24 protein-coding genes and 1 pseudogene are annotated in these 26025 nt (G+C 68.2%); 8 read left to right on the top strand and 17 right to left on the bottom strand.

Annotation, left to right across the window (positions count from 1 at the left end; genetic code table 11):
* Positions 1 to 14: 14 nt before the first annotated feature.
* From F1D05_RS28210 to F1D05_RS28180, 8 genes and pseudogenes are all read right to left on the bottom strand, one after another.
* A complete protein-coding gene (locus tag F1D05_RS28210; protein WP_185443471.1) occupies positions 15 to 4883 on the bottom strand; it encodes an NAD-glutamate dehydrogenase in 4869 nt (1622 codons plus the stop codon).
* Positions 4884 to 5020: 137 nt separating this feature from the next.
* Entirely contained in the window at positions 5021 to 5218 is a 198-nt protein-coding gene (locus F1D05_RS28205) for a ferredoxin (protein WP_185443470.1), read from the bottom strand.
* The gene (locus F1D05_RS28200) at positions 5215 to 5619 is read right to left on the bottom strand and encodes an NADH-ubiquinone oxidoreductase-F iron-sulfur binding region domain-containing protein (RefSeq protein ID WP_185443469.1); all 405 of its coding nucleotides are present in this window, start codon (positions 5617 to 5619) and stop codon (positions 5215 to 5217) included. Before F1D05_RS28200 ends, F1D05_RS28205 begins: the two co-directional genes overlap by 4 nt.
* Positions 5620 to 5916 (bottom strand): hypothetical protein, encoded by a 297-nt coding sequence (locus F1D05_RS41060; protein WP_246486039.1) that lies wholly within the window; start codon positions 5914 to 5916, stop codon positions 5620 to 5622.
* A gap of 91 nt (positions 5917 to 6007) precedes the next feature.
* Positions 6008 to 6232: pseudogene (locus F1D05_RS43205) on the bottom strand (hypothetical protein); the annotation flags it as partial.
* A 243-nt stretch (positions 6233 to 6475) separates the two neighbouring features.
* Positions 6476 to 7723, bottom strand: a complete 1248-nt coding sequence (locus F1D05_RS28190; protein ID WP_185443468.1) for an FAD:protein FMN transferase — start codon at positions 7721 to 7723, stop codon at positions 6476 to 6478.
* A complete protein-coding gene (locus tag F1D05_RS28185) occupies positions 7720 to 7998 on the bottom strand; it encodes a hypothetical protein (protein WP_185443467.1) in 279 nt (92 codons plus the stop codon). The genes F1D05_RS28190 and F1D05_RS28185 overlap by 4 nt, the downstream gene beginning before the upstream one ends.
* 129 nt (positions 7999 to 8127) lie before the next feature.
* Positions 8128 to 8625, bottom strand: a complete 498-nt coding sequence (locus F1D05_RS28180) for a MarR family winged helix-turn-helix transcriptional regulator (protein ID WP_206685860.1) — start codon at positions 8623 to 8625, stop codon at positions 8128 to 8130.
* A gap of 89 nt (positions 8626 to 8714) precedes the next feature.
* On the opposite strand from F1D05_RS28180, the gene F1D05_RS28175 reads away from it, so the two are divergent.
* Positions 8715 to 9695 (top strand): NmrA/HSCARG family protein, encoded by a 981-nt coding sequence (locus tag F1D05_RS28175; RefSeq protein WP_185443465.1) that lies wholly within the window; start codon positions 8715 to 8717, stop codon positions 9693 to 9695.
* A 436-nt stretch (positions 9696 to 10131) separates the two neighbouring features.
* Here F1D05_RS28175 and F1D05_RS28170 read toward each other — a convergent pair whose 3' ends face one another.
* Positions 10132 to 10704 carry a hypothetical protein gene (locus tag F1D05_RS28170; protein ID WP_185443464.1) on the bottom strand — a complete coding sequence of 191 codons (573 nt, stop codon included), beginning with the start codon at positions 10702 to 10704 and terminating at the stop codon, positions 10132 to 10134.
* 127 nt (positions 10705 to 10831) lie between these two features.
* Between F1D05_RS28170 and F1D05_RS28165 the strand changes: the two genes are divergently transcribed.
* A complete protein-coding gene (locus tag F1D05_RS28165; RefSeq protein ID WP_185443463.1) occupies positions 10832 to 10981 on the top strand; it encodes a hypothetical protein in 150 nt (49 codons plus the stop codon).
* Between the two features lie 55 nt (positions 10982 to 11036).
* Here F1D05_RS28165 and F1D05_RS28160 read toward each other — a convergent pair whose 3' ends face one another.
* A complete protein-coding gene (locus tag F1D05_RS28160; protein WP_185443462.1) occupies positions 11037 to 11630 on the bottom strand; it encodes an AI-2E family transporter in 594 nt (197 codons plus the stop codon).
* Between the two features lie 82 nt (positions 11631 to 11712).
* Here F1D05_RS28160 and F1D05_RS28155 point away from each other — a divergent pair, with 82 nt between their 5' ends.
* Positions 11713 to 11868: a hypothetical protein gene (locus F1D05_RS28155; RefSeq protein WP_185443461.1), complete on the top strand. Its 156-nt coding sequence runs from the start codon at positions 11713 to 11715 to the stop codon at positions 11866 to 11868.
* A gap of 668 nt (positions 11869 to 12536) precedes the next feature.
* Here the strand turns inward: F1D05_RS28155 and F1D05_RS39110 are convergent.
* The 5 genes from F1D05_RS39110 to F1D05_RS28135 all read right to left on the bottom strand — a co-directional run bounded on the left by F1D05_RS39110 (position 12537) and on the right by F1D05_RS28135 (position 17958).
* Positions 12537 to 12923 carry a hypothetical protein gene (locus F1D05_RS39110; protein ID WP_206685859.1) on the bottom strand — a complete coding sequence of 129 codons (387 nt, stop codon included), beginning with the start codon at positions 12921 to 12923 and terminating at the stop codon, positions 12537 to 12539.
* Positions 12924 to 12936: 13 nt separating this feature from the next.
* Positions 12937 to 15318 carry an FAD-binding and (Fe-S)-binding domain-containing protein gene (locus F1D05_RS28150; protein ID WP_206685858.1) on the bottom strand — a complete coding sequence of 794 codons (2382 nt, stop codon included), beginning with the start codon at positions 15316 to 15318 and terminating at the stop codon, positions 12937 to 12939.
* 682 nt (positions 15319 to 16000) lie between these two features.
* Positions 16001 to 16423, bottom strand: coding sequence for an arsenate reductase ArsC (locus F1D05_RS28145; RefSeq protein WP_185443460.1), 423 nt, complete (start codon positions 16421 to 16423; stop codon positions 16001 to 16003).
* Positions 16424 to 16450: 27 nt separating this feature from the next.
* The gene (arsB, locus tag F1D05_RS28140; RefSeq protein WP_428994974.1) at positions 16451 to 17497 is read right to left on the bottom strand and encodes an ACR3 family arsenite efflux transporter; all 1047 of its coding nucleotides are present in this window, start codon (positions 17495 to 17497) and stop codon (positions 16451 to 16453) included.
* 95 nt (positions 17498 to 17592) lie between these two features.
* Positions 17593 to 17958 (bottom strand): ArsR/SmtB family transcription factor, encoded by a 366-nt coding sequence (locus F1D05_RS28135; RefSeq protein ID WP_185443458.1) that lies wholly within the window; start codon positions 17956 to 17958, stop codon positions 17593 to 17595.
* Between the two features lie 142 nt (positions 17959 to 18100).
* Between F1D05_RS28135 and F1D05_RS28130 the strand changes: the two genes are divergently transcribed.
* From F1D05_RS28130 to F1D05_RS28110, 5 genes are all read left to right on the top strand, one after another.
* The gene (locus F1D05_RS28130) at positions 18101 to 18343 is read left to right on the top strand and encodes a hypothetical protein (protein WP_185443457.1); all 243 of its coding nucleotides are present in this window, start codon (positions 18101 to 18103) and stop codon (positions 18341 to 18343) included.
* A complete protein-coding gene (locus tag F1D05_RS28125) occupies positions 18340 to 19563 on the top strand; it encodes a M28 family metallopeptidase (protein ID WP_246486037.1) in 1224 nt (407 codons plus the stop codon). Before F1D05_RS28130 ends, F1D05_RS28125 begins: the two co-directional genes overlap by 4 nt.
* Positions 19560 to 20975: an FAD-dependent oxidoreductase gene (locus tag F1D05_RS28120; protein WP_185443455.1), complete on the top strand. Its 1416-nt coding sequence runs from the start codon at positions 19560 to 19562 to the stop codon at positions 20973 to 20975. The genes F1D05_RS28125 and F1D05_RS28120 overlap by 4 nt, the downstream gene beginning before the upstream one ends.
* Entirely contained in the window at positions 20975 to 22273 is a 1299-nt protein-coding gene (locus F1D05_RS28115) for an MFS transporter (RefSeq protein ID WP_185443454.1), read from the top strand. The genes F1D05_RS28120 and F1D05_RS28115 overlap by 1 nt, the downstream gene beginning before the upstream one ends.
* Before the next feature lie 284 nt (positions 22274 to 22557).
* On the top strand, positions 22558 to 24024 hold the full coding sequence (locus F1D05_RS28110) for an MFS transporter (protein ID WP_185443453.1): 1467 nt from the start codon (positions 22558 to 22560) through the stop codon (positions 24022 to 24024).
* Here F1D05_RS28110 and F1D05_RS28105 read toward each other — a convergent pair.
* Together F1D05_RS28105 and F1D05_RS28100 are read right to left on the bottom strand one after the other, a co-directional pair.
* A complete protein-coding gene (locus F1D05_RS28105; protein ID WP_185443452.1) occupies positions 24007 to 25329 on the bottom strand; it encodes an MFS transporter in 1323 nt (440 codons plus the stop codon). The two genes, F1D05_RS28110 and F1D05_RS28105, sit on opposite strands and share 18 nt — an antisense overlap.
* The gene (locus tag F1D05_RS28100) at positions 25326 to 25901 is read right to left on the bottom strand and encodes an ArsR/SmtB family transcription factor (protein ID WP_246486036.1); all 576 of its coding nucleotides are present in this window, start codon (positions 25899 to 25901) and stop codon (positions 25326 to 25328) included. Before F1D05_RS28100 ends, F1D05_RS28105 begins: the two co-directional genes overlap by 4 nt.
* Positions 25902 to 26025 lie beyond the last annotated feature (124 nt).

Below are 26025 nucleotides of genomic sequence, written 5' to 3'. Positions count from 1 at the left end.
TCGGGCGAGGTGGGTCAGGCGTGGTTGCCCAGCAAGGTGCGGACCAGGCGTAGGCCGACGGACAGGTGGGCCAGTTCGGGCCCCTCGGTCTCGACGATCTCCTCCATCATGGTGGCGGCCCTGGACAGGGCGGTCGCGTTCATGTCCTGCCAGGCCCTGACCCGCTCCTCCGGCTCGGCGGCCGCGTCCGTCTGGCTGAGCACCTGGCGGGTCAGCCGGGCGTGGACGGCGTGCAGGTCGTCGCGAAGCGCCGCGCGCGCCATCGTCTGCCAGCGGTCGGTTCGCGGCAGGCCGACGATGCGTTCGAGGAAGAGGCCGAGTTGCAGCCGCTCGCCGAGGGCGAAGTGGACCTTGGCGACCTCGAGCAGGTCCAGGTCGTCCGCCTCGGCCGTCTCGACGATGCCGAGCCCCGCGTACGCCGGGGGCAGCACCGCGATCCGGGTGGCGAAGTCCTCGGCCACCCCCTTGCCGATCAGCTCCTCGCGGCGATGCTCGAACAGCGCGAGCTCGCGGCCCCGCAGTACGTCGGGAAGCGCGGCGGTGAGCTTGGCGATGCCGGCCGAGAAGAACTCGATCAGCTCGGCGATGTCCACCGGGGGCCGCCGGTTCGAGACCAGCCAGCGGGTGGCCCGCTCGACCAGGGTGCGGGTCTCGAGCCGCATCGCGGTCTGGGTGTCGGCGTGGATGACGTTGTCGAGTTCGGCGTTGCGGGCCAGCAGCTCGGGCTGCGCGAAGATCCGCGACGCGGCCAGGTTGGCCCGGACGACGTCCTCGATCGTCCCGCCGGTCTCCAGCGAGAGCCGGTGGTACGCCGTGATGCCGGAGGAGTTGATGAACTCGTTCACCACCTGGGTGGTGATGATCTCGCGGCGCAGCTGGTGCGACTTCATCGGCCCGGCGAAGCGTTCCTGGATCGCCTGTGGGAAGTAGCTGGCCAGCTTCGACTCCAGGTAGTCGTCGTCCGGCAGCGTGGTCTTCAGCAACTCCGCCTCGAGCACGATCTTGGTGTAGGCGATCAGCACCGAAAGCTCCGGCGAGGTCAGCCCACGCCCGTCGGCCTTGCGCCGCTTGAACTCCGCGACGCTCGGCAGGAACTCCAGCTCCCGGTCGAGCAGACCTTGCTTCTCCAGCCGGCGGACCCAGTCCTGGTGGACGTGCAGCAGCGCGGCGGCCTGAGCGGTGGCGTTGGCCAGCCCGATGTTCTGCCGGTAGTTGCTCTTCAGCACCAGCGCGGCGACCTCGTCCGTCATCGACGCGATCACGTCGTTGCGCTGCTTCTCGGTCAGGTCGCCGTCGGCGACCACCTTGTCCAGCAGGATCTTGATGTTCACCTCGTGGTCGGAGGTGTCCACGCCGGCCACGTTGTCGATGAAGTCGGTGTTGATCCGGCCGCCCTTGGCGGCGTACTCGATCCGCCCCAGCTGGGTGAAGCCGAGGTTGCCGCCCTCGCCGACCGCCTTGGCGCCCAGATCCGCGCCGTTGATCCGGATCGCGTCGTTGGCCTTGTCGCCGACATCCGCGTGCGTCTCGGTGCTCGCCTTCACGTAGGTGCCGATACCGCCGTTCCAGAACAGGTCGACCGGCGCCTTCACGATCGCCTGCATCAGCTCGGCCGGTGTCAGCCTCGCCGGGTTGTCCTGCAGCCCGAGCGCCGCCCTGACCTCGGCCGAGATCGGGATCGCCTTGTCGGTCCGCGGGTAGATCCCACCGCCGGCCGAGATCAGCGCGCTGTCGTAGTCCGCCCACGACGAGCGTGGCAGGTCGAACAACCGCTTGCGCTCGACGAAGGAGGTCGCCGCGTCCGGCGTCGGGTCCAGGAAGATGTGCCGGTGGTCGAATGCCGCGACCAGCTGGATGTGCTCCGACAGCAGCATCCCGTTGCCGAACACGTCACCCGACATGTCGCCGATACCGACGACGGTGAAGTCGGTGTGCTGGCAGTCGTGGCCCATCTCGCGGAAGTGCCGCTTGACCGACTCCCACGCGCCACGGGCGGTGATGCCCATCGCCTTGTGGTCGTAGCCGACCGACCCACCCGAGGCGAACGCGTCACCCAGCCAGAAGCCGTACTCCTTGGCGACACCGTTGGCGATATCTGAGAACGTCGCCGTGCCCTTGTCCGCGGCAACCACCAGGTACGCGTCGTCGCCGTCGTAGCGAACCACGTCGCGGGGTGGCACCACGGAGCCGGACACGATGTTGTCGGTGATGTCCAGCAGCCCAGAGATGAAGGTCTTGTACGACGCGACGCCCTCGGCGAGCCAGGCATCCCGGTCCACCGACGGGTCGGGCAGCTGCTTGGCGTAGAAGCCTCCCTTCGCGCCGACCGGCACGATCACCGAGTTCTTCACCATCTGCGCCTTGACCAGGCCGAGCACCTCGGTCCGGAAATCCTCCCGCCGGTCCGACCAGCGCAACCCGCCCCGGGCCACGGCGCCGAACCGGAGGTGCACCCCTTCGACCCGCGGCGAGTACACGAAGATCTCGTACGCCGGCCGCGGCTGCGGCAGCTCCGGGATGGCCTTCGGCTCCAGCTTGAACGAGATGTAGGCGCGTGGCTGCCCGTCCGGTCCCGGCTGGAAGTAGTTGGTCCGCAGGGTCGCCTTGATCACGGTCAGGTAGGACCGCAGGATCCGGTCCTCGTCCAGGCTCCGCACCGTGTCCAGCGCGGCGACGATCTCCTTCTCCAGCTGGTCGACCGCGGTCCGCCGGTTCGGGTCGTCGGCCGCACCGTGCGCCGGGTCGAAGCTGGTCTCGAACATCCGGACCAGCAGCCCGGCCACGTCGACGTGGCTGAGGAAGGTGTTCTCGATGTAGTCCTGGCTGAACGGCGTACCGCCCTGGCGGATGTACTTCTGGTAGGCGCGCAGGATCGACACCTGCCGCCAGCTGAGGCTGCCGCGCAGTACCAGCGCGTTCAGCTTGTCGGACTCGGCCCGGCCGGACCAGACGGCCTGGAACGTGTCCGAGAAGAGCGTGCGGTTCTCCTCGCGCTCCTGGACCTCACGGGGGGTGCGCAGACCGAAGTCGTAGATGTACGCCGTACCGCCGTCGGGCCGGCGGATCTCGTACGGCCGCTCGTCGATCACCTCGACGCCCATGTGGGTCAGGTGCGGCAGCACCTGGGACAGCGACAGCGCCGTACCGGTCCGGTAGACCTTGAAGCGGCGCTCGCCCTCCCATTCCTCGTCGATCGGGCTGTAGAGCGACATCGCCAGGCCGTCGGCGGCCGGCAGTCCGTCCAGGATCATCACGTCCTTGACGGCGACCCTGGCGTCGAAGTCTTCCTTGTACGCCTCGGGGAAGGCACCCGCGTACTGACTGCTCAACCTGGTGACGGCACCGTCGCCGCCCTCGGCGTGCAGCGCGACGGTGAAGTCGTCCTGCCAGGCCCTGGTCGCCTCGATGACCTTCTGCTCGAGCTGGTCGGCGTCATACTCGCCCACTGTCTCGCCCTGCTTCATCCGGACCACGAAGTGCACCCGGGCGAGCACGGACTCGGTCACGTAGGCGGCATAGTCCACCGACTCCGCACCGATCGCGTCGCTGAGGATCTGCTGCATCTTGAGCCGGACCGCGGTCGTGTAGCGATCGCGCGGCAGGTAGACCAGGCAGGACAGGTACCGGTTGTAGACGTCGCGGCGGACGAACAGCTTCACCGCGCGGCGCTCCTGCAGGTGCAGCACGGACTGCACGATCGGCAGCAGGTCCTCCACCGGTGCCTGCAGCAGCTCGTCGCGCGGGTACGTCTCCAGCACATCCAGCAGGCCCTTGCCGCTGTGGCTGCTCGGGTCGAAGCCGGTCCTCTTGAACAACTCGATCGCCTTGCGGCGCAGTACCGGCACCTGCATGACGCTCTCGGTGTAAGCGGTCGACGAGAGCAGGCCGATGAATCGGCGCTCCGTGACCGGCTCGCCGTTCTCGTCGAACTGCTTGATGCCGACGTAGTCCAGGTACGACGAGCGGTGCACGGTGGACCGCGAGTTCGCCTTGGTCAGGATCAGCAGCTTCTTCTCGCGGGCTTTGGCACTCACCTCGGGCGGCAGCAGGCCGGCGTTCTCGTCCTGGTTCGGGTCCTTGCGCAGGATGCCGAGCCCGGTACCGGGGACGCCGCGCAGGACACCCTGCTCACCGCGCATCGAGAACGCGTACTCCCGGTAGCCCAGGAAGGTGAAGTGCTCGTCGGCGAGCCAGTCCAGCAGCTCCCGGGCGTCCTCGACCTCCGCGGCGCCGACCGGCAGGTTCGCCGGGTCCAGCTCGGCAGCGATGGTGACCGCCTTCTCGTGCATCTTCGGCCAGTCCTCGACGGCCTCGCGGACGTCGTTCAGGACCAACTGCAGCGCCTTCTCCAGCTCGCGGTGCTCGGCGGGGTCGGCGATCCGCTCGACCTCCAGGTGCATCCAGCTCTCCCGGACCAGGTCGTGCTCGTCCGCGGCGGCCTCGTCACCGAGAACCTCCTGCAGGGTGCCGGTGATGTCGCGGCGGACGACGAACTGCGGGTGCACCAGCAGTTGCAGCTCCAGGGCGTGCTCGGTGATCACCATCGCGGCGCTGTCGACCAGGAACGGCATGTCGTCGACCACGATCTCGACGACCGTCCGGCCGTCGGCGGACCAGCCGTGCTGCTGCACCGTCGGGGTGAAGACGTGCACCTTGGCCGTGCCCTGCGGGCGGACCGAGGCGGACTTGTAGTGGTGCCGGGCAGCGCCCAGACAGTCCGTCGGCTGCCGCTCGGCGACGTCCTCGGCCGCGACATACCGGTAGTACCGCTCGAGGAAGCCTCGCAGCTTCCCGGCATCGACCGACTGGTCCTTGCCGTGCGTTCCAGCGAACACTGCCTTGGCGAGAACATCCGCCTTCTGGACGTCCAGCTTGCTCTGCATTCCCCACCGTCTCCACGTGGCTTCGACGCTTCCGTGCGCCGGACCGCACGCCCTTGTGCGCCCCCTCAGAGATTAGTCCACTTCGGTCACTGGTGTGATCCCGGGACGCTCCTTTCCGATGCCTTACGGATCACTTTTCACAGGCCGCTCAAGCGCAGCGCCAGGGTCGGACAGGCCAGTACTGCGCGGCGCGCGTTCGCCAGTTCACCAGCCGTAACCGGGGCACCGGTCAGCACTGGGAAGCCCCATTCGTCGAGCGTCACGTCGTCGGGCAGCAGGGTCGCGCAGAGCCCGTGCCCGTCGCACCGGGTCCAGTCGATCTCCAGCTTCCTCACCACGCACCTCCGGGCACTGGCAGGACACCCAGTACTGCGCGGCCGCAGCCGCCGGCGAGGTGGGCGCGGACGTCATCCCCGAACGCCTCGAGGGCCGACGCCAGGAACCGGGCCGAGCCGTCGGGATGGGCGCAGGCACCTCTGCCGGGCACCAGGCCGAGGTGCCGTTGGGCGTCGTGCCAGCCGGCCGGGTCGCCGTTCAACAGCCGGCCGAAGTCGTCGACCAGGGCGGCCGTACCGAACACGCACGGCCCGCACTGACCGGCCGACTGGCTCGCTAGCCACTGCGCTACCCGGTAAACCTCACCGAGTGGGCAGGTGTCTGATCCGAGCGCTACGACGATTCCGGCTCCCAGTGCGACCTCGGGGCGACTCAGTCTGATGCCATCCGCCCTCGGCAATCACTGGCCGTGGTACCCGCCGATCAGGACCGGTCCCGCGACGGGCGCCCCGGCGTACTGGAGAATGGTCTCCAATGGCACTCCGGTCGGCGTCTCGATAACTCCGGGTCGCTGGACCGCGCCGTCGACGGTCAGGAGCTGGGTGCCCGGCTCGCTGGTGAGGCCGGTGCTGCTGAACTCGCGGGACCCGAGCCGGGCCAGTACTGCGAGCTGGGCGAAGGTCTCGACGTTCGACAGGAAGGTAGGGCGTTGGTGATAGCCCTTCCTCGTCGGTAGCACTCTGCGGCCAGGAGGCACGGCCGGACCACCTTCCAGGATGCTCAGGACTAGCCCGCGCCTCACCGGCAACGAACCGGCCTGGGGTGTCGCTTACCTGGATCTCTACGGAGTCCTGGCGTTCGTGGATCGCGGCCCTGAGCGAGGCGGCTGCCTCAGCGTTGTGGACCGCTACCAGGACCTCCCTGGCATGCAGCGCTTTGGCGAGACCGGCTGCGCCGTCCAGTACGAGGTGTGGCGCCAGCGTGAGCAGGAGGCGGTCCTTTCGGCTCAGCGGCTCGCTCTCGGAGCCGTTGACGACCACTGCCTCAATGCCCTTCGCCGGAAGGTCGGCCAGCTTGAGTGCGACCGGGAAGCCTGCGCCGCCTCGGCCTCTGAGTCCGACGGCTGTCGCTAGCTCGCCGTAAGCCTCCCTGGTGAGTTGTGGTTGCGCGCCGTGCGCCCAGAGGTGGTGTTGGAGGTCTGCGCGGCCCTCCTTGAGTCCCGCGAGCAGCCGAGGCGGACCGATAGACCTGAGCAGCGGTGGGTTCTCCTGCAGCGCCAGCGCTGGGTGAATGCCTGCGAAGTGGCAAGGTGTCCTCTAGCGGCTCCGACCACTGCGGCGAGCACCAGGCCGTACATAGCCAGCACGCCGAGCGTCACCGCGAACGGGCGCTATCCGGAACCGAACGGCCACACCAGGACGGCGGCGTTGATGTCTACATAGCTGTCGGTGATTACTGCGGTCACGTGGGCGACCAGGAGCAGCAGGCCGGTGGCAGCGGCTGAGCGGTGGACGTACTGCAGCCAGAACCGCTGCTCTGGTTTGCGGCTGCCTGCACCGAGCGCTCCGAGCGAGGCAGCGATTGTGAAGAGGACCATCGCCATCGCCCCGGCCGCGCGGGCCAAGTACCAGAGCGTCATCAGGCGGCCTGGTCGCCGTTGGCCGGCCGGCCAGCTCGGTGATCTCACCGTCGTCGGCAACCAGCCGTGCCGGGTGCCCGGCCAGCGTCAGCCGACCGAGAGCCGCTTCGCCGGTCGCGACGAGCGCAGTACTGAAGGTGTTCGCGCGTACTGCGCTTGGCGCCCACACCGACGCAGTTCGCCAGGGACCGTCAGCCGGTTCGCCGGTGCGGGGGTCGATGATGTGGTGCGCGTCGCCCTTGTGCGTGGCCCACCTACGCGCAATACGGGTCGAGGTAGTGAGGCCACCGTGCGACAGGGTGACCTTGGCGACCGGGTCGCCTTCCCGCTCGGCAACACCGATCACCCACGCCTCGGCCGGAGTACCGGCGGCTCTGAGGTCGCCACCGATCTCTACTAGTACTGCGCAGCCGTGGCGCTTGCTGAGTACCAGAGCAGCTCTGTCGGCTGTCCAGGCTTTCGCGATCGCACCTAGGTCTAGAAGAGTGCCCTTCGGTACGCCGACCATCGCCAGCTTGCGGTTGAGCTGGACGGTCTGCCAGCAAGTGGCTGGGACAGGGCTGCCGGCAGTCTGCGGGCGGCGACTGCGCACGGCCGCGATGTCTTTGTCGTAGCCGGCTGCGACTACAGCCGCTCCGACAGTGGGGTCGACAGCGCCACCACTGATGGAAGCGGCGACCAGGCTGACGTCCACGAGGTCGACCAGCAGCCGCGACCCGGGCACCATCGAGCCGGCGCGCGTGTTGACCGCGGCGAGCTCGGAATCCGGCCGGAACCGGCTGGCGGCCTTGTCGACGCGATCCATCAACGCCTTGAGCGCGCCACACGCGGCACCCAGTACTGCGGGGTCGTCGACTGTGAGCCGGACAGTGCAGCTCCAGGCCGACCAGGTCCGCGAGACGCTCAGCCGCTCTCGGGTGGTCATGAGCCGTTGCTCCCGCCCTGGGTGGGCGAGTCCTGCTGCGTGGAGCCGACACCGCTGCTGCTTTGGTCGTCGGTGCTGTCGGAGCTGGAGCTGCTGTCGAAGCTCGAGTCGTCGGAGCTGGCCTTGGTACCGCTGTTGCTGTCCGGCTGCTGCGCGGACAGCACGGCTACGACGAGGCCGGTACCGCCGACTCCGAGCACGGCTGTCGCAACAGCGGCTGCACCGGCCCGGCGTAACCACCGGGACCGATCTGGACGGGCATCTGGGGAGACCATGCCGAAAGCCTCGCGCTGACAGCCTCAGCCGCACACCAAGAGAACCTCAAGCCGCTGTCAAGTTCTCCTGAATTCCACCTGAGAACGGCTCTCAGCCGAGGGACGGAATGAAGACGCTGACGCAGGAGGTCAGCAGTCGGTGATGCCCGGTGGGCAGGTGGTGCGTTTGTGCTTGGCGATGGCGGCGATCACGTCGTCGGAGGCAGCACCCAGCGTACCCAGCCGCTCCGGGCCGAGGACGTCAACGAAGAGCTCCCGGATCCGGGCCACATGCACGGGCGCACAGGCCTCGATCGCGGCCCGGCCCTCGTCGGTCAGCACGATCTCCGGATACCGCGCGGTACACGACTCCTTGCGGATCAGGCCGCGCTTCTCCATCCGGCTCAGGTGGTGCGACATCCGGCTCTTCTCCCACTGGGTCGCCTCCCCCAGCTCGAACGCCCGCATCCGCCCGGTCTCCGACTCGGACAGGTTGACCAAGATCTCGAAGTCCGATCCGGACAGCCCGAACTCGCGCTGCAGGTGCCGTTCCATGTGCGCTTCCAGCGTCTTGCGCATCAGCAGATAGCTGCGCCAGGCCTTCTGCTCGTCGTCGTCGAGCCACCGTTCTTCCGCCACACCATTCATCGTACCCGACAGGGGTTGACACATCAACCTAGCGAGCTATGATTGGACGAGTTGACACATCAACCACAACTTTCCCGCAGGAGATTCGGATGACTGACAAGAAGCTCATCGCCGTAGTCGGGGCCACTGGTTCGCAGGGTGGCGGGCTGGTCCGGGCGATCCTGGTCGACCCGGACGCGACGTACGCCGTACGGGCAGTGACCCGCAATGCGCAGTCGCGGAGCGCGAAGGCACTGGCCGCGGCCGGTGCCGAGGTGGTCGAGGCCGACCTCGACGACGAGACCAGCCTGCGCAAGGCGTTCGACGGCGCGCACGGCGCTTTCGTCGTGACGAACTACTGGGTCGAGCGGACGCCGGCCGAGGAGGCCGCCCGGACCCGCGGCCAGATGGAGTACGAGCAGGCCGAGAACGCGGCCCGGGCCGCCAAGGACGCCGGCGTGGCGCACGTGGTCTGGTCGACGCTGGAGGACACCCGGCCGCATTTCGGTGACACCGACCGGGTCCCGAGCCTGGACGGCGGGCGCTACAAGGTGCCGCACTTCGACGCCAAGGGCGAGGCGAACGAGCTGTTCACGAAGTACGGCGTACCGACCACGAACCTGCAGACCACGTTCTACTTCGACTCGCTCAAGCAGGGTATGGGCCCGGCCCGCGACGCCGACGGCAAGCTGATCCTCACCCTGCCGATGGCCGACCAGCCGCTGTCCGGGATCGCCTCCGAGGACATCGGTCGCACCGCGCTCGGGATCTTCAAGCGCGGCGCCGAGCTCATCGGCAAGACCGTGAGCATCGCCGGTGACCACCTGACCGGCACCGAGTACGCCGCGGCCCTCACCGAAGCGCTCGGCGAACAGGTCACCTACCAGCCCTACACCTGGGACGAGTACCGCGCCCTCGGCTTCCCCCTGGCCGTCGAGATCGCAAACATGTTCCAGTTCTACGCCGAGGACTCAGCCCGCTTCACCGGCGACCGCGACCTCAACCTGGTCCGCGAACTCAACCCCGACCTCCAGTCCTTCACCACCTGGCTCAACCTGCACAAAGACGCCCTGAAGTCAGCCGCGAACTGACCACCCCAAAGGGATCGAGGCCGGCAACCCCGACCTCGATCCCACTCCCCCGGCGACAGCCAACCTCGATCACCAACTCGCGGTATTTGGCGTCACTGGGCACCACTCCACGGAGCACGCGCGGCCGCGGATCCACACAGTGAGCGACACCGAGGCCGCAGGCAATGCGATGTACCCCTTCCCCGGCGACTACCTCGACCTCGACTACCTCCCCCGACCTCAACGCCCCAGTCGGCGGTCCCATCTCAGTGGCGGAGCCCACTTCCGGCGGAACTACCGACCTTCGGGGACTTGCAGAGTGTTGGAGTCCACTCGCGGGGCCCTGAGCCGCCGCCGAACGGCCGGGCGGAAGGGGTGTCTCATGCATTCTTGAGGGAGCCGCAGACGCTCTGAGTGCCCGACCCGGCCAGTAGCGCGGCTAAAGTGTCTCTGGCCCTCACGTCAGGGTGAAACTGCTCTCGGCCGTGGTCTTGCTCATCTTGCCGGTAGCCCGAACACGGACGGATCCCGTGGGGCAACACAGTTCATCGGGAATCGTTGCCTCGATAGATATTTCCCCACCGGGGTTTGCTCGCGCGTCCGTGACTATATAGGGGCCTTGGAAATCTTTTATGCGTGCGCCATTGAAGATTTCGATGCGTACTGTCTCGTTTGCGGCGAAGCCCTGCGCCGACACGAAGACGCTTGTGCCGGCCGGCCCCTGCTTCGGTTCGACGGTGAGCGATCCGTTGCCGGGAATAACGACTGATTTCGAGGGCGAGGGGCTGCCAGAAGACGTGGGGGCGGAGGACGAGGTCATGCCGGAGGCCAGCAGGGTGCCGCCTACCGCGAGTGCCGCCAACGCGAAGTAGATGATTCCCATAGAAATGGCTGGACTGATGTTGCTGCGCCTTGAAATCGCAAGTGCGGCTTTTGAAACCGAACCCTTCAGGGGCGGGAATTGGTTTACGAGATAAGCAACTGACACGACGGCGACAGCTGCTATAAGCAACCGAAAAGTCTCGCTCATGCAGTCATACTAAATGTCGTTCCACGATTCTGCAGTTGCTCTCGGCGGTTCTCAGGATCGACGGTCTGCTACCGGCCTCTGCTGAGATGCCGACAGGTTGCTGCCTCGACCGGCTCAGACCATCGGGATGACGGTGGCGGTGGAGAGGGGTGGGTTCGGTGGCGCCTGGCTTGTACTCGACGGTGAGGCCGAAGGCGATCTTGTCGGCTACGCCGCCCTGGATGAGATTCGATTCGTCGCCGGCCTTCAGGCCAACTGCGGTCTCGGCTGCGTCTGAGGTGTCCGCGCATCGCACCTCCGCGGCGTCCTGAGCGGCGAACGAGATGTTGTCTTCAGTGTGGACCTCCGCGCTCGGATTCAGAGCCCACGGTGAGCCTGGGAGTTGTCGGGGTGCCGGGGTGGCTGCGCAGGGTCGGAGCCGGCTGGATCCTGCTGGTCTGCCGCTTGCGCCGGGTCGGACCTTGTGGGCCGGGCGAGCGACGCAGCCGGACGGTCGACCAGCGCTGGGCGAGCCCCAGCGCCCAACCACGCCGTGGCCGCTGAGCCGCGGTGCGTTCGGGTTTGGTCGGTTGTGGTGGCCTCGCGGTGAGAGCGGCGGCGCTGGGCGTGCCCCAGGGCTCCAGCAGCAGGTGCCTGCGCAGGTAGAGCACGGTCTCACGGGCGACGGCGGCGATCGGTAGCGCGACCAACGCTCCCGGGATGCCGTGCAGGTCACCTCCGAGGAGCAGGGCGAACATCACCAGCAGCGGGTTGATCCGCAGGCGGTGGCCGAATACCTGGGGAGCGACGATGTGGCCTTCGAGTTGCTGCAGGCCGATGAACAACAACACCAGCCACAACGCGGTCAACGGATCGCCCTGCAGTAGCGCGACCAGCACCGGCGGTGCGGCTCCCAGAACAGGGCCGAGATACGGGACGAGCTCCATCAGCGCGCGTAGAAGGCGCCGAAGAACACCGCGTAGGTGCGGCCGGCTGGGAAGATTCAACGCCGAGGCCTGCTTGTCGCGGGTGGTGATCCGCTCGGGTCGCCGCCTCGACCAACTGGAAGGCGAACAGTTGCTGCACGACGCCGACGTGGTGAAGACGTCGGGTCGGCATCGCCGCGAGCATCTGGCGTGGGAGCTGATGAGCGGGTGCCGGGAGAGGTGGCCTGCCGATCGTTGAGTCGGGTCATGTGGTCGAGTTCGAGTCGGGTCTGCGGTGGAGGTGTTGTTCTCGGAGTTGGAGCACGAGGTTGCGTCGGGGTAACGGGGGGAGGTGGTGCCGTCGTACTGCGGTCGTGCCAGTTGCGCAGCTCTGCGTTCGATCTGCTGCGGTGGACAATTTCAGTGACGAGACTGTCACCCATACGACCACCTCGAGGCGGATCCGGCGTTGTCGGTGGTGGTCAAATGGCGGGCCCTCCTTTTCGAGACGTTTGGGTCCGTTGCTGGGGGTTACTGGGTTGTTACGATCACCCTTTGAGTCCCGGCCGGGGTTGGGTTGGTCCAGGCCTTGGCGTTCGGCCCATGTGCGCCAGGGCCGCCCTTTAGCCCAGTTGACGGTTACGTGTCAGGCAGTGGCGCAGGGGCGGATTCAAGTTCGGGGGTGCCGACGTCGGCTGGACCGCCGATCGAACAACCGCTCAAGACCACAGCACGACTCGCGCTCACCCACGACAGGCGAACTCGACGCCGAGCCCACACAGGGAGATCTGGTAGGTCGTCGTCGGAGGCCGCGGTACTTTGACTAAGAAGGTGAAGGAACCCGTCCCACTTCGATTTCGAAGCGTGCCCACCAGGCACTGCGACCCGCAGGCGAACCTTCCAGACGCCCCGGACCGGATCGGGCGGCTACCTGGTGGTGAATGGTTCGCGGAGCTGGCGTCGTAGTAGTTGGGCGAGATGGAGGGCCTCCCGGCCGCCTAGCTGCTGGATTTGCAACCGGCAGGAGAATCCGTCCGCGAGCACCATCGAGTCCGGTTGGTCGCGCAGGGTCGGCAGGAAGGACTGCTCCGCGCAGGCGACAGACACGTCGTAGTGGCCTTGTTCGAAGCCGAAGTTGCCCGCGAGGCCGCAGCAACCTTCGTCGATGGCCTCGAAGTCGATGCCCAGCCGGGCAAGGAGTCGTCGATCCGGTTCCGTGCCGAACACCGCTCGCTGGTGACAGTGAAACTGTCCGATTGCCGCTTCGTCGAGGGGCTCGAACTCGAGATCGACGTCGAGCAAGAACTCGGCCAAGGTGCTGATCCGGTCACCGACGGCAGCGGGCCGCGGTGGTGTGGAGAAGCTCGGGCGCATCGCCTCGCAGGGCGGCGGCACAGCTCGGCTCGAGCACCACGATCCGGCCCGGCGTGCCGGCAAGTCTCGTGACAGCTCGGGTCATGACGCGCCGGGCGATGTTCAACTGCCCGGTCGAAACCCAAGTCAGCCCGCAGCACACGTCCGGACCGACGACAGTGACCTCGTATCCGGCTGCCCGGAGCAATGTCAGCGCGTCGTCAGCGATGGCCGGGTCGAATGCCGCTGTGAACGTGTCGACCCACAGTGTCACGCGAGGCGCGTCCGGAATGCCGGCCGGACTCTGAGTCAGCTTCAGCGGCGCGGTGGAGAGCTTCGGCACGGCTCGTCGGGAGTCGATTCCGCCGAGGCGGGCCAGCAGCTTGTTCTTCATCACGAGATTGGCCAGTCGCGGTACCCGTCGGGCGGCGACCAGCCACAGCGGCAGCCATCCCATGCTGTAGTGGCTTCGCGGCCGAAGCCGCCGACGGAAATGCTTGTGCAGGAACTCCGCCTTGTACGTCGCCATGTCGACCGACACCGGGCACTCGCTCGAGCAGGCCTTGCAGCTGAGACACAGATCCAAGGCGTCGTGAACGTCCTTCGACCGCCACCCGTCGGCGCTGAGATTCCCGTCGAGCATCTCGAACAGCAGCCGGGACCGGCCCCGGGTGCTGTGCCGTTCGTCCTTGGTCGCCCGGTACGACGGGCACATGCCGCCGCCACTCTCCTTGCGGCATGCCCCGACACCGACGCAGCGGCGCATCGCTTTGCCCCAGTCGCCGTCGTCCCCGGGGTACCCGAACTGCAGATCCACTGTGTGCGGACGGTTGATCGCCAGTCGCAGGTTCGCGTCGAGCGGGTCCGGATCGACGATCACGCCCGGGTTGAAGAGCCGGTCGGGGTCGAAGGCGTGCTTGAACGCCGCGAACGCCCGCACAACCTCCGGGCCGTACATAAGGCTGAGAAGCTCGGACCGTGCCCGTCCGTCGCCATGTTCCCCCGACAGGGAACCGCCGTGCTCGACGACGAGCTCGGCGGCCTGCTGCTGAAAGTCCCGGTACGCCGATCGGCCGCGGTCGCTGAGCAGGTCGTGGTCGATCCGCACGTGCACACAGCCTTCACCGAAGTGGCCGTACACCACCCCCTGACGACCGTGGCCGGTCAGCAACCTGTGAAAGCCGGTCAAGTAGTCCGCGAGTCTTTCCGGCGGAACTGCCGCGTCCTCCCAGCCAGGCCACGCCTCGTCACCGGACGCCGTACGGGTGGCCAAGCCGGCTCCTCGTTCCCTGATCCGCCAGAAGGCGTTCTGGTCGGGCGCATCGGTGAGGATCCGGGTCCCGAGTGCGCCGGCCTGCTGGGCCGCCCGCGCCAGGGAGTGGCTGACTTCCTCGACCTCTACCTGGTCCGCGCCGCCGGCCTCCAACATCAGCCAGGCGCGGCCGCGAGGTAGTTCCGGTCGCGAGTGCGGACCGGGGCGGCTGTCGAACGCCCGGACGAGGTTCTCGTCGATGCCTTCGACCGTCAATGGACCTAGCTTGCTGAGCAGCGGAGCCGCCGCGGCGGCAGCGATGTCGTCGGCGAACCCGGCGACCAACAGCACCCGCCGCGGCGGAACGTCGACGAGCTTGACGGTCGCCGACGCGATGATGCCGCAGGTTCCCTCGGATCCGGTGAACGCCCGCGCAAGGTCGAAGCCAAGCTCGGGCAGCAGGTGCTGCAGGCCGTAGCCGGAGATCTGTCGCGGGAACCTGCCGAGCTCCTGCCGGATCGGGGCGAGATAGGCGTCCCGCAGACCGGTCAACCGGTCGGCCAGCCCGGACAGGTCCGCGATCGGCCGGACGAGACCATCGGCCAGGACCACTTCGAGGTCGAGCACGTTGTCAGCGGTGGTCCCCCACGCCACGGAGTGGGAGCCGCAGGCATTGGTCCCGATCATTCCGCCGATCGTGCAGCGGTTGTGCGTCGACGGGTCCGGACCGAAGCGCAGCCCGTGCGGCGCCGCGGCCTCCTGCAGACGATCCACCACTACCCCGGGCTGGACGACGGCCGTCCGGCTGTCCGGATCCACCGACACGATCCGCTGGTAGTAGCGCGAGTAGTCCACCACGACGCCGGGACCGATCGCGTTGCCGGCCACGTTGGTCCCGGCACCGCGCGAAGTGATCGGTACGCCGTCATCCCGGCAGAGGCCAACGATCGTCGAGAGGTCCTCGGCGGTGCGAGGGAACACGACGCCGGCGGGGACGACCCGGTGGTTGGACGCGTCGGACGCGTACGCCGCCCGCGTACCACTGTCGGTCTGCACGTCCCCGGCGATCCGGCGGGTGAGTTCACGGAACAGCATGTCGGTCATCAGGGGGCACGCCTAGCCGCCAGGGATGCGTTTCGTCCGACGGCAGCACCGAGGTGGCCCGGCATGAGGGGCTGATACCCAAGGGCAGCGGGGAGGATGTACGGCAGGAGAAAGGCAGACATGAAGTCACTCGCGTTCACTCGGCGCGGCAACGGCGCTCCCTTGGTGCTGCTCCACGGTATCGGATCGGCACGCCAGGTCTGAGACCCAATTATCGAGGCTCTCACCGAGCACTTCGGCGTTCTTTCCATCGACCTCCCCGGCTTCGGGGACTCCGAACCACTGCCTGCTCAGATCGAACCGCTCCCGGCGAGGCTCGCGGCAAGGCGTGGCGGGCTTCCTCGACGAGCTGGGTATCACAACCCCCCATATCGTCGGTAACTCCCTTGGCGGCTGGGTCGGGCTTGAAATCGCCGGCACCCGGCCGGTCTCCTCGCTCACCCTTCTCTGCCCCGCCGGGCTATGGCGGGACATGACACCGATCTACAACCGGATCAGTTTGCGAGCCACCAGATGGCTCGCCAAGCATGCCGCCGGCACTCTGTCCCGTCTCATGAAGTACCGGCTCGGACGGATTATCGTCCTTGGCCAGACTCACGGCCGGCCGTCTCGCGTCGCGCCCGACTGCCGCCTTCATAACCGCATCCACCGCCCGGAGTCACCTACGCTCACCGTGAAGCGATCAGTTGGCAGCGTCAGGAGCTGGGACGAGCTCGGCGACCAGTGCGCGGACCCGCGCGTCGATCTCGTCGCGGATCGGCCGGACCGCTTCGATTCTCTGCCCGGCGGGATCCTCAAGTTCCCAGTCAAGGTACGTCTTGCCCGGAAAGTATGGGCATTCGTCGCCGCAGCCCATGGTGATGACGACATCGGAGGCCTTCACCGCGTCGTCGGTCAGCGGCTTGGGGAACTCCTTGGAGATATCCAGCCCCAGCTCGGCCATCGCTTCTACGACCGCAGGGTTGAGCTGGTTGGCCGGCTGCGAACCGGCGGACCGTACGACGACACGTCCGGCGGCGTGGTGGTCGAGCAGAGCGGCGGCCATCTGGGAGCGGCCGGCGTTGTGGATGCAGACGAACAAGACCTCAGGGGTGGTCTCGGACATGACGGTTGCTCCTTGCGGCAAAGGTGGTCAGGTGATGGCGTTGGGGTAGAAGCGCCGCCGGGCCCACAGCGAAACGTAGACCAGAGCGATCAGAACGGGGACCTCGATCAGGGGGCCGACGACGCCTGCGAGGGCTTGCCCGGAGGTGACGCCGAAGGTGCCGATCGCGACGGCGATGGCGAGTTCGAAGTTGTTTCCGGCCGCGGTGAACGCCAGTGTCGCGGTCTTGGCGTAGCCGAGGTCGAGCCGGTGCCCGAGCGCGAACGAGCCGCCGAACATGAGGACGAAATAGGCCAGCAGCGGTAGCGCGATGCGAGCGACGTCGAGGGGCGCGCTGGTGATCGCGTCGCCTTGCAGGGCGAACAACATGACGATCGTGAACAGCAACCCGTACAAGGCGACCGGGCCGATCTTCGGCAGGAACCGAGATTCGTACCAGTTACGGCCACGCGTCCTCTCCCCGATCGTGCGGGTCAGGTAGCCGGCCAGCAACGGGACGCCGAGGAATACCAGCACGCTCAGCGCGATGGCGCCGATCGAGAACTCCGCACTCGTGGTCTCCAGTCCTAGCCATCCGGGCAGGGTCTGCAGGTAGAACCAGCCGAGTGCGGCGAAGGCGATGATCTGGAAGACGGAATTGATCGCGACCAGGACGGCGGCGGCTTCGCGGTCGCCGCAGGACAGGTCGTTCCAGATCAGCACCATGGCGATGCAGCGGGCGAGTCCGACGATGACCAGGCCGGTGCGGTACGCCGGCAGGTCGGGCAGCAGTAACCAGGCCAGCGCGAACATCAGCGCCGGGCCGATCACCCAGTTCAGCACCACTGAAGCGACCAGGAGTTTCCGGTCGCCGGTGACGCGGCTGGTCTCGGTGTAGCGGACCTTGGCCAGTACCGGGTACATCATCAGCAGCAGCCCGATCGCGATCGGAAGACTGACCGAGCCGACCTTGACCGCGTCGAGCGCGTCGTCGAGGCCGGGGATCAGCCGGCCGAGAATCAGGCCGAGGGCCATGGCGGCGATGATCCAGACAGCCAGGAACCGGTCGAGGAACGACAGTTTCGCGACCACCACGAGTTCTTCGGTAGATGAGGGTATGACGATGTCTCCCTGGTGAGGGCAGCGTGGACCGAGGTGCGGGCGGCGACACGAGGCGCCGCCGGTGGTGCTCAGTGGGCCAGCGCGGTTGCCTCAGGAACGGACAGGAGCGAGGAGGCCCACTGCAGCCGGTCCGGCAGCGGCCAGTAGTAGACCCAGGTCCCGCGGCGCTCGCAGTCGACCAGTCCGGCCTCGCGGAGTACCCGCAGATGGTGGGAGATCGTCGGTCCCGACACGTTGAAGTGCGGGGTGATGTCGCAGACGCAGACTTCGTCGCCGGCCGAGGCGATGATCGACATCAGGCGCAGCCGGATCGGGTCGGACAGCGCCTTGAACACCGCTGCCCCCTCGGACGCCATGGCCTCGTCGAGGGCCGCGACCGTGATCGGCGTACAGCAGCCACCGCTTCGGATCAGAGGCAAGTCTTGTTTCGACATGTGTCTATCTTGACTTCTGTCTAAGCAAGACGCAAGGTGGGGATCGCTGTTTAGATGAACATCAACTTAGCGCCAGGGCGGTCCGCGCTCGCCGCACGCACATCCAGTTCCTCCACTGACCGCTCGAACGAAGGACCAGATCATGGCTACCGAAACCACCGCCACCACTCCTGCCGGCGGGTTCGCCGGTGACCCGGCCCAGGCGTTCGCGCCCCCGTCCGCGGGCAGCTGCTGCGGAAGCGGCCCGGCCGGGCAGGCCGCTGCAGAGTCCACGGGCGGTTGCTGCGGCACCGACACCGCGGTCGCGGCCGGCTCATGCTGCGGGTCTGCTCCTGTCGCCGAGGCTGCCACGGACGAGGCCACTTCTGGCGGGTGCTGCGGATGAGCACCGCGTCGCCGTGGCCGCTCGCGGCTGAGGCCGTCGCGGCCCGTGGCGGCGCCTCCGTCGACGCCATGCTCGCCATCGTCGGTGAACTCGCTTCCGACCAGTATCTGGGGCGCGGGATCGGTACGCCGGGCGGGAAGGCGGCCGCGGTCTGGCTGGCCGGCCAACTACGCGACCTTGGCGCCGCAGTAGCCCTCGATCAGTTCGAGGCGGGTGGCGTGAAGGAGCTGCTGGCCACACCCGTACTGACCGTCGGGCGGCGACAGCTCGTCCATCGCCGCGACTTCGCCGAGCAGCTCAGCTCAGCTCGGCTAGCTCCAACCTCAGGTCCGCTCGTGTCTGCCGACGCCGATTCGTGGCGTGGCGGCTGGATCGCCGTCGCCGCGGCTGACGCACACGCGGTGGCGCGGGCGGAGGCCGAACAGGCTGCCGGGCTGTTGGTCGCCAGGGGTGTTGACGAGGCGGGCTGGATGCCGAAGATGATCGCCGGACCTGCGATGGGCAAGGTCGCGATCGTGTCGGTGCGCGCCGATCTGCACGCCGAGCTGGCCCACACCGCGGGCGAGACGGTGACGGGGTCGGTGCCGATGCGGACCATCACCGCGACCGGGACCAACGTGTACGGGGTGTTCGCCGAACCATTGCCCGGCCACATCTCGGTGCTGCTGACCGCACACTTCGACGGAGTCGGCGACGACCCGCAACAACGGCATCCCGCTGCAGCCGACAACGCCTCCGGCGTCGCGGTCGTGCTCGAAGCCGCCCGGCTGGTCTCGGCTCGTCTGCCGGTCGGTGCCGGGCTGGCAGTCGCGTTGCTCGACGGCGAAGAAGTCGGCGCTCGCGGGTCGGCGCATCACGCGCCCCAAGTTGCCCCCAGCACCTATGTGATCAATGTCGACGGCGCGGCCCAGCTCGGCGACGCGGCCGCGGTCGAAGCCGGTGGACCGGCCGAACCGCTACTGGCCGCGGTGGACCAGGCCGGACGGCGTACCGGCGTACCGCTGCGCGCCGGGTCGATGGCTTCGGACAACCGCCGGTACGCCGCTGCCGGCCTGGCCGCGATCGGGATCGGCATGGGCATGGGCATGCCCGGCTACCAGACACCCGCCGAGACCCCCGACCGGGTCGAAGCTCGCACGTTGCTCGCCGCGACGGATCTGGTCACGGCGACCGTGGACCATCTCGTCAAAAACTCTGCACAGCTTGGAGAAACACCATGAGCGTCACCGTTTCCGACCTGCCGGTCGTGGTCATCGGCGCAGGCCCGATCGGCCTGGCCGCTGCCGCGCACCTGGCCGAACGCGGCCTCGACTTCGTCGTCCTCGAGTCCGGCCCGGGCGTCGCCGCAGCGATCGACGAATGGCGGCACGTCAAGCTGTTCAGCCCGTGGCGCTACGACATCGACAGCGCGTCGCGCAGGCTGCTGGAGCAGGCCGGCGGCTGGACCGAACCCGACGCCGGCATCCTGCCCACCGGCGGCGACCTGATCGACTCCTACCTCGCGCCGCTGGCCAAGACCCCCCAGCTGAGCGACAGGATCCGCTACAACTCCCCAGTGCAGGCCGTGACCCGGGTCGGGTTCGACCGGATCCGCACCGCCGGTCGCGAGGATGCACCGTTCCTGGTCCGCCTGGCCGACGGGTCCGAGTTGCTCGCCTCGGCCGTGATCGACGCGGCCGGGACCTGGCGGCGCCCCAACGTGCTCGGCGGCTCCGGCATCCCAGCACGCGGCGAGACTGCCGCGGCAGCTGACATCTCCCGAGCGCTGCCTGATGTTCTGGGCCGCGATCGTGACCGGTTCGCGGGACGCCGTACTGCGGTCGTCGGCGCCGGACACTCGGCCGCCACCACGCTGCTGGATCTCGGCGAACTCGCCGAGCAAGTTCCGGGTACGGAGGTCGTATGGGTCGTGCGCGGCGCGGATCAGGCCCGCACCTACGGCGGCGGCGACGCCGACGAACTGCCCGCCCGCGGCGCACTCGGATCACGGCTGCAGAACCTCGTACGGACGGGGCGGGTCGAGCTGGTCAGCAGCTTCCGAATCGAGTCCGTCGACCAGACCAGCGACGGTCGCGTCGAACTGGTCGCCGGTGAGCGGCGCGTCGTCGCGGACACGGTCGTGAACTCCACCGGCTTCCGACCCGACCACGCCATCGTCGGCGAACTGCGCCTCGACCTCGACCCGATCCTGGGATCGACCCGTGCGCTGGCGCCGCTGATCGACCCGAACCAGCACTCGTGCGGCACCGTGCCCCCACACGGAGTCGACGAACTCGCCCACCCCGAACCGGGCTACTACGCCGTGGGCGCGAAGTCGTACGGCCGGGCGCCGACGTTCCTGCTGGCCACCGGCTTCGAACAGGCTCGCTCCGTGGTCGCCGCCCTGGCAGGTGACTGGGACGCCGCCCGCGACGTGCAGCTCGACCTGCCCGAGACCGGGGTCTGCTCCACCAACCTCACCGACACAACCTCGTCCAGTGGCGAGGCAGCCGGCGGCTGCTGCGGCCCGACGCCTCAGGCAGTCGAGATCACCCCACCGGCCGGGCGCGGTCTCGCGACGGGCATCAGTGGTGGCCTGCTCACCGTGATCGACGACAAGCCCACCACCATCGTGTCTGGCTGCTGCAGCTGATGGATCCCGGAACGACCGCCGCTCCCAGCTCCGCCCGGGCAGGAATCGGCGGTCGTTCCGGCGTACCTCGCCGCCTGGTCGCGTCCCTGGCGATCACCCAGACCATCGGCTACGGCGTCTTGTACTACGCCTTCAGCGCGCTGCTCGGTCCAATGAGCCGCGACCTCGGCATCACCACCGCCACCGCGGCCGGCGCCCTGACCACCGCGGTTCTCGTCACCGGGCTGATGTCAGTTCCGGTCGGGCGTTGGCTCGACGCACGCGGCGGCCAGGCCCTGATGACGACCGGATCGCTGCTCGGCACGGCCGGCGTTCTCGGCTGGTCACAAGTCCATACTGTCGCCCAGCTGTACGGGGCGTTCGTAGTGATCGGTGCGGCCTCGGCCATGGTCTTGTACGAACCTGCCTTCGCGGTCGTCATCGCCGTCACCGCCCCGCGCAGCCGAACCAAGGCATTACTGGGAATCACTTTCGTCGCCGGTTTCGCCAGCTCAATCTTCATCCCGCTCACCGGGCACCTGGTCGAGGCCCACGGCTGGCGCCAAACCCTGCTGACTCTTGCCGGCGTCCTCGCCTTGATCACCGTGCCGCTGCACGCCACCGCGGTCCGCAAGACAGCACCCCGGCACCACCTGGCCGCACGGGCCCACCAGACAGCTTCGCAGGGACGGGTCCTGCGTGACCCCGGCTTCTGGCTGCTCGCGGCAGCATTCGTGCTGCACAGCGCAGCGCTGGCCGTCATCGCCGTACATCTCGTCCTCTACCTCACCACCCTCGGGCACCCGCCTGCGCTCGCCGCGACTCTGGCCGGTCTGCTCGGCCTGCTGTCGGTGACCGGACGGGTGGTCACGACTTTGTCGCCGCGGTGGTTGCCTATGGCCACCATCGCCGCAGGCATCCTCGTCATCCAAGGCGCCGCGATCTCGCTGCTGCCCATTACCGGCCGCCACCTTGCCGGCGCAATCGCCTGCCTGGTCCTGTTCGGACTCGGATTCGGCGTCGCATCCATCGCCACCCCCGCCATCCTGCTCGACCGCTACGGCTCCACCGGCTACGCCACCATTGCCGGAACTCTCGCCACACCAGTCCTCATCGCCAAAGCCAGCGCACCGCTCGGCGGCGCGATCCTGGCTGAGTCCATCGGCTATCGGCCCCTGATCCTGGCCGTCGCGGGGGCTTGCATCACCGCCGGAGTTTTCCTCGCACTGCCGAGGCGGCTGCAGGCCCCAGTTCCGACCGCTCAACGGGCCGTCCCAGACGCGGCAGACAACTCCGTCGCCATCGAAGGCCGCTCCTAGAGCGCATCACAGCATCAGACCCTCGACAGGCAGTCGGCCCGGTTCATGACTTGTTGCCGGCCTGCCAACGTCGGCAGGAGGGATGCCTCAGGAACGCACCAGGCGCGCGATGGCCTCGGAGGCTTCCTTGAGTTTGCGGTCGGCTCGCGGTCCGCCGGCAGCAACTGCGTCCGCCAGCCACTTGCTTAATCACGGGGTACCCCCCTAGGGTATCAATTCATCCCTCAATCTCACCTGGGATCGTCGCGTAGGCGATGCATACCCCATACCCGTAAGGAGTAAATATGAGCGAGTTGGAAGTCCCGGCGTCGTCACGGCGCTGGTGGGCGCTCGGCGTGATCGCCGCGGCGCAGTTCATGGTGATCATGGACACCTCGATCATCGGTGTCGCGTTGCCGAAGATGCGGACCGAGCTGGGGTTCAGTCCGGGCGATCTGTCCTGGGTGTTCAACGCCTATGTGGTCGCGTTCGGCGGCCTGCTGCTGCTCGGTGGGCGGCTGTCTGATCTGCTGGGCGCGCGGCGCGTCTTCGCGGCAGGCTGGGCGGTGTTGTTGGCTGGGTCGCTGATGGCTGGGTTCGCCACCACTGTCGCGGCCGAGCTGACCGGCCGCGCGGTTCAGGGGGTTGGGGCGGCGCTGATCGCTCCGGCCGCGCTGACGCTGCTGATGATGCTGTTCGGCGGCAGTCCGAAGGAGTTGACCAAGGCGATCGCGCTGTACGGGGCGGCTGCTCCGGCCGGCGGCACGGCGGGAGTCTTCCTTGGTGGCGTGATCACCGAGTACCTGTCGTGGCCTTGGGTGTTCTTCCTCAATGTCCCGATCGCGCTGGTCGCGTTGCTCGCGACACGGGCGTTGATGCCGCCGGCGCCGGCGCGGCGGGGATCTGTCGACGTGGTCGGCGCCCTGACGGTGACGCTGGGACTGGGCGCGGGGGTGTATGCGATCGTGCGTGCGCCGGAGGTCGGCTGGGGCTCGCCTTCGACCCTGCTGGTGGCTGCGGCGGCGATCGTACTGCTGCTGGTGTTCATGGCCGTGCAGGCCAAGCGACGTGAGCCGTTGATGCGGCTGGGGATCTTCACCGCGCCGAACCTGGCCGCGGCCAACGTGGCGCAACTGCTGCTGGGAGCGGCGTGGGTGCCGATGTGGTTCTTCCTGAACCTGTACCTGCAGCAGGTGCTCGGCCTGAGCGCGTTCCCGAGCGGTTCGGCGCTACTGCCGATGACGACGTTCATCATGCTGGGCATGATCGTGGTCGCACCGAAGGCGATCGCCGCGATCGGCCCGAAGAAGGCCCTCGTCACCGGCATGACGATCCTCACCGCCGGCCTGGCCGGACTGTCCCTGATCCGCGCCGACGGGTCGTTCTGGGCCGACGTACTGCCCGCGTCGCTGATCGCCGCGGCTGGAATGTCGCTGGCGTTCATCCCCAGCCTCGGCATCGCGCTGTCATCCGCGCGCCCGGAGGAAGGTGGCCTGGCATCGGGCATCGTGAACACCAGCTACCAGATCGGCTCCGCGCTCGGGCTGGCTGCGATGACCGCGGTCGCCGCAGCCAACGGCGCCGACCGCCTCGGTGACCTCGCCTCGCTCACCGAGGGCTACTCAGCCGCTTTCACCGGCGCCGCCGTGATCGCCGCCGCCGGCGCCGTACTGGCCGCAATCACCCTGCGGATGCCACCGGCCGGCACCCCCGGACAAGACCTGACAGGTGACACGACGGCTTCGGAGGCCGACCTACCGACGGTCCGGTGAGCTGTCGACAGCCTCCCGGCCCGCCGCGCCAGCGGCGGCCGGGAGGACGCCACCCGCGGCCAGGTCGCCGGCTACGCCACGCACTTCGCTGCCCTGCGTCACCGCGATGACCGGCGCGGCGAGCACGGCCAGAACCACCGCCGTAACACCGAATGCCACCGCCGGGTGGGTGGAGACCGCGAGCTGGCCCAGCCCGACCACGCCGACCGCTCCGGCCAGCATCAGGATCAGTGACTCGACGGAGACAACGGTCGCCCGCTCGGCCGCGTCCACCTGGCTGTGCAGCAACTGGGCCAGCGGCCCGGCCGTCACCCCGAGGCCGACGAACATCAGCGAGTAGGCGATCGCGGCCGCGAGGACTCCGGCGATCCCGTCCACCGCCGTCGCCGCGGCCATGCCGGCCAGCGCCAGCGAGCTGACGGTGTAACCCGCCAGACAGACCGCTCGCACCGAACCGAGCCGCCGCAACAGCGGCATGCTCAGCCCGCTCCCGAGAGCGTCCGCCGCGAACCCGACGGCGGCCACCAGCCCGTACGCGAGCACTCCCCTGTCCGCCGCACCTGCCAACTCCGTCAGCCAGGCAGGCGTCAGCAACTCCATCACCGCCAGGGTCGTCCCCATCCCCGCGGAGACCATCAGGATCCGGATCAGCACCACGCTCCGCCCTGCGACCCGCACCCCGGACGCGATCGCCGAAGGCACCCCGCGCACGACGCTCCGCAGAGTCTTCGCCTCGTACTTCGGCTCGGGCATGGCCACCAACGTCACCACCAGACGAACGCCATCGGCTCCCGCGGCGAGCAGCACCGGCAAGGCAAGAGTCGCACCGAGCCCGAACGGGATCACCCCGCCGGCGACCGTTCCAACAGCCAGCGCGACGGACGACGCCATCGCGCCTACTGACAGCCCGTGGGTCAGGTCGGCATCGGGGAGCTCGTTGGCCTGGTCGACGTACCAGGCTTCGACCGGACCACTGCCGAGCGCGCGGCCGACCCCACGCAGTACGGCGGAGAGGGCGAGTAGGACGAGCGAGTCGGCGAAGCCGAGGAGGATCAGCGCGGCGAGGCTCGACGCGGCCGAGGCGACCATGACCGGACGACGCCCGACGACATCCGCGAGACCGCCGGTGGGCAGCTCGAGCAGCATCACCGTCACGGAGTAGGCCACGCCCAGCGCGGCGATCGTCGTCAGCCCGATCCCCCGCTCCAGCAGCAGAACGACTAAGACCGGGATAAAGAGCCCGGTCGGCAACCAGGTCAGGAAGCTGATCAGCGCATACCGATGCCGAAGCTCCCGCGAGGTCATGGCTTCGGCTCGTCGGGTCGCGGGAAACCGCCGACCACGATGGAGACTCGGCGGGCCGCTTCGTCGCCCGCGTCTCTCGCCTTCAGCTCGTCCAGGTGGGCGTAGAAGCGGCCCCAGAGCTCACCGAGGGATTCGGGAGTGAGCTTGACCAGCAGATCGCCGATTCCTGCCGCGTCGATCCACTCGGACGGCAGGCTGTCCTGCAGCTGCTCGAAGGACTCGGCGTCGGAAACCAGGATCCCCGCCTGCTGCCGGCGCATCCAGCCGGCCGCAGTACGGCCTTCGCCCGTCTCGCCGACCTCGGAGTTGTTCCAGGACGTCGTAGCGTGCACCGCCGCCCAGCGCCGAGCCCGCGGATGCCCCTCGGCGGCGACCTCCTCGACGAACCCGTACTGCGCCAGCTTCCGCAGGTGGTAGCTCGTCGCTCCCGTGTCGGTGTCGAACCGCTTGGCCAGTTCGGTGGCGGTCGCGGACCCGTGCTCCCGCAGCACGGAGAGCATCCGCAGCCGGAGCGGATGGGTCAACGCCTTGAGCTCTTCGCCGTCACGGACCTGGCGATCGGATTCCTCCATGCCCGCCACTCTAGGTCATGCAGAATAGTTTCTGCAAAGAAATTTCTGCATCCTGGATTTCGCCATCGCGGCCCGGGTTGGGGCGCCGTGGATCGCAACTTGTGGGGGTGGGGCGGCATCAAGC

It is taken from the genome of Kribbella qitaiheensis (genome assembly GCF_014217565.1).
In the GTDB taxonomy this organism is placed as follows: Bacteria; Actinomycetota; Actinomycetes; order Propionibacteriales; family Kribbellaceae; genus Kribbella; species Kribbella qitaiheensis_A.
This window is presented reverse-complemented; position numbering and strand designations above follow the sequence as displayed.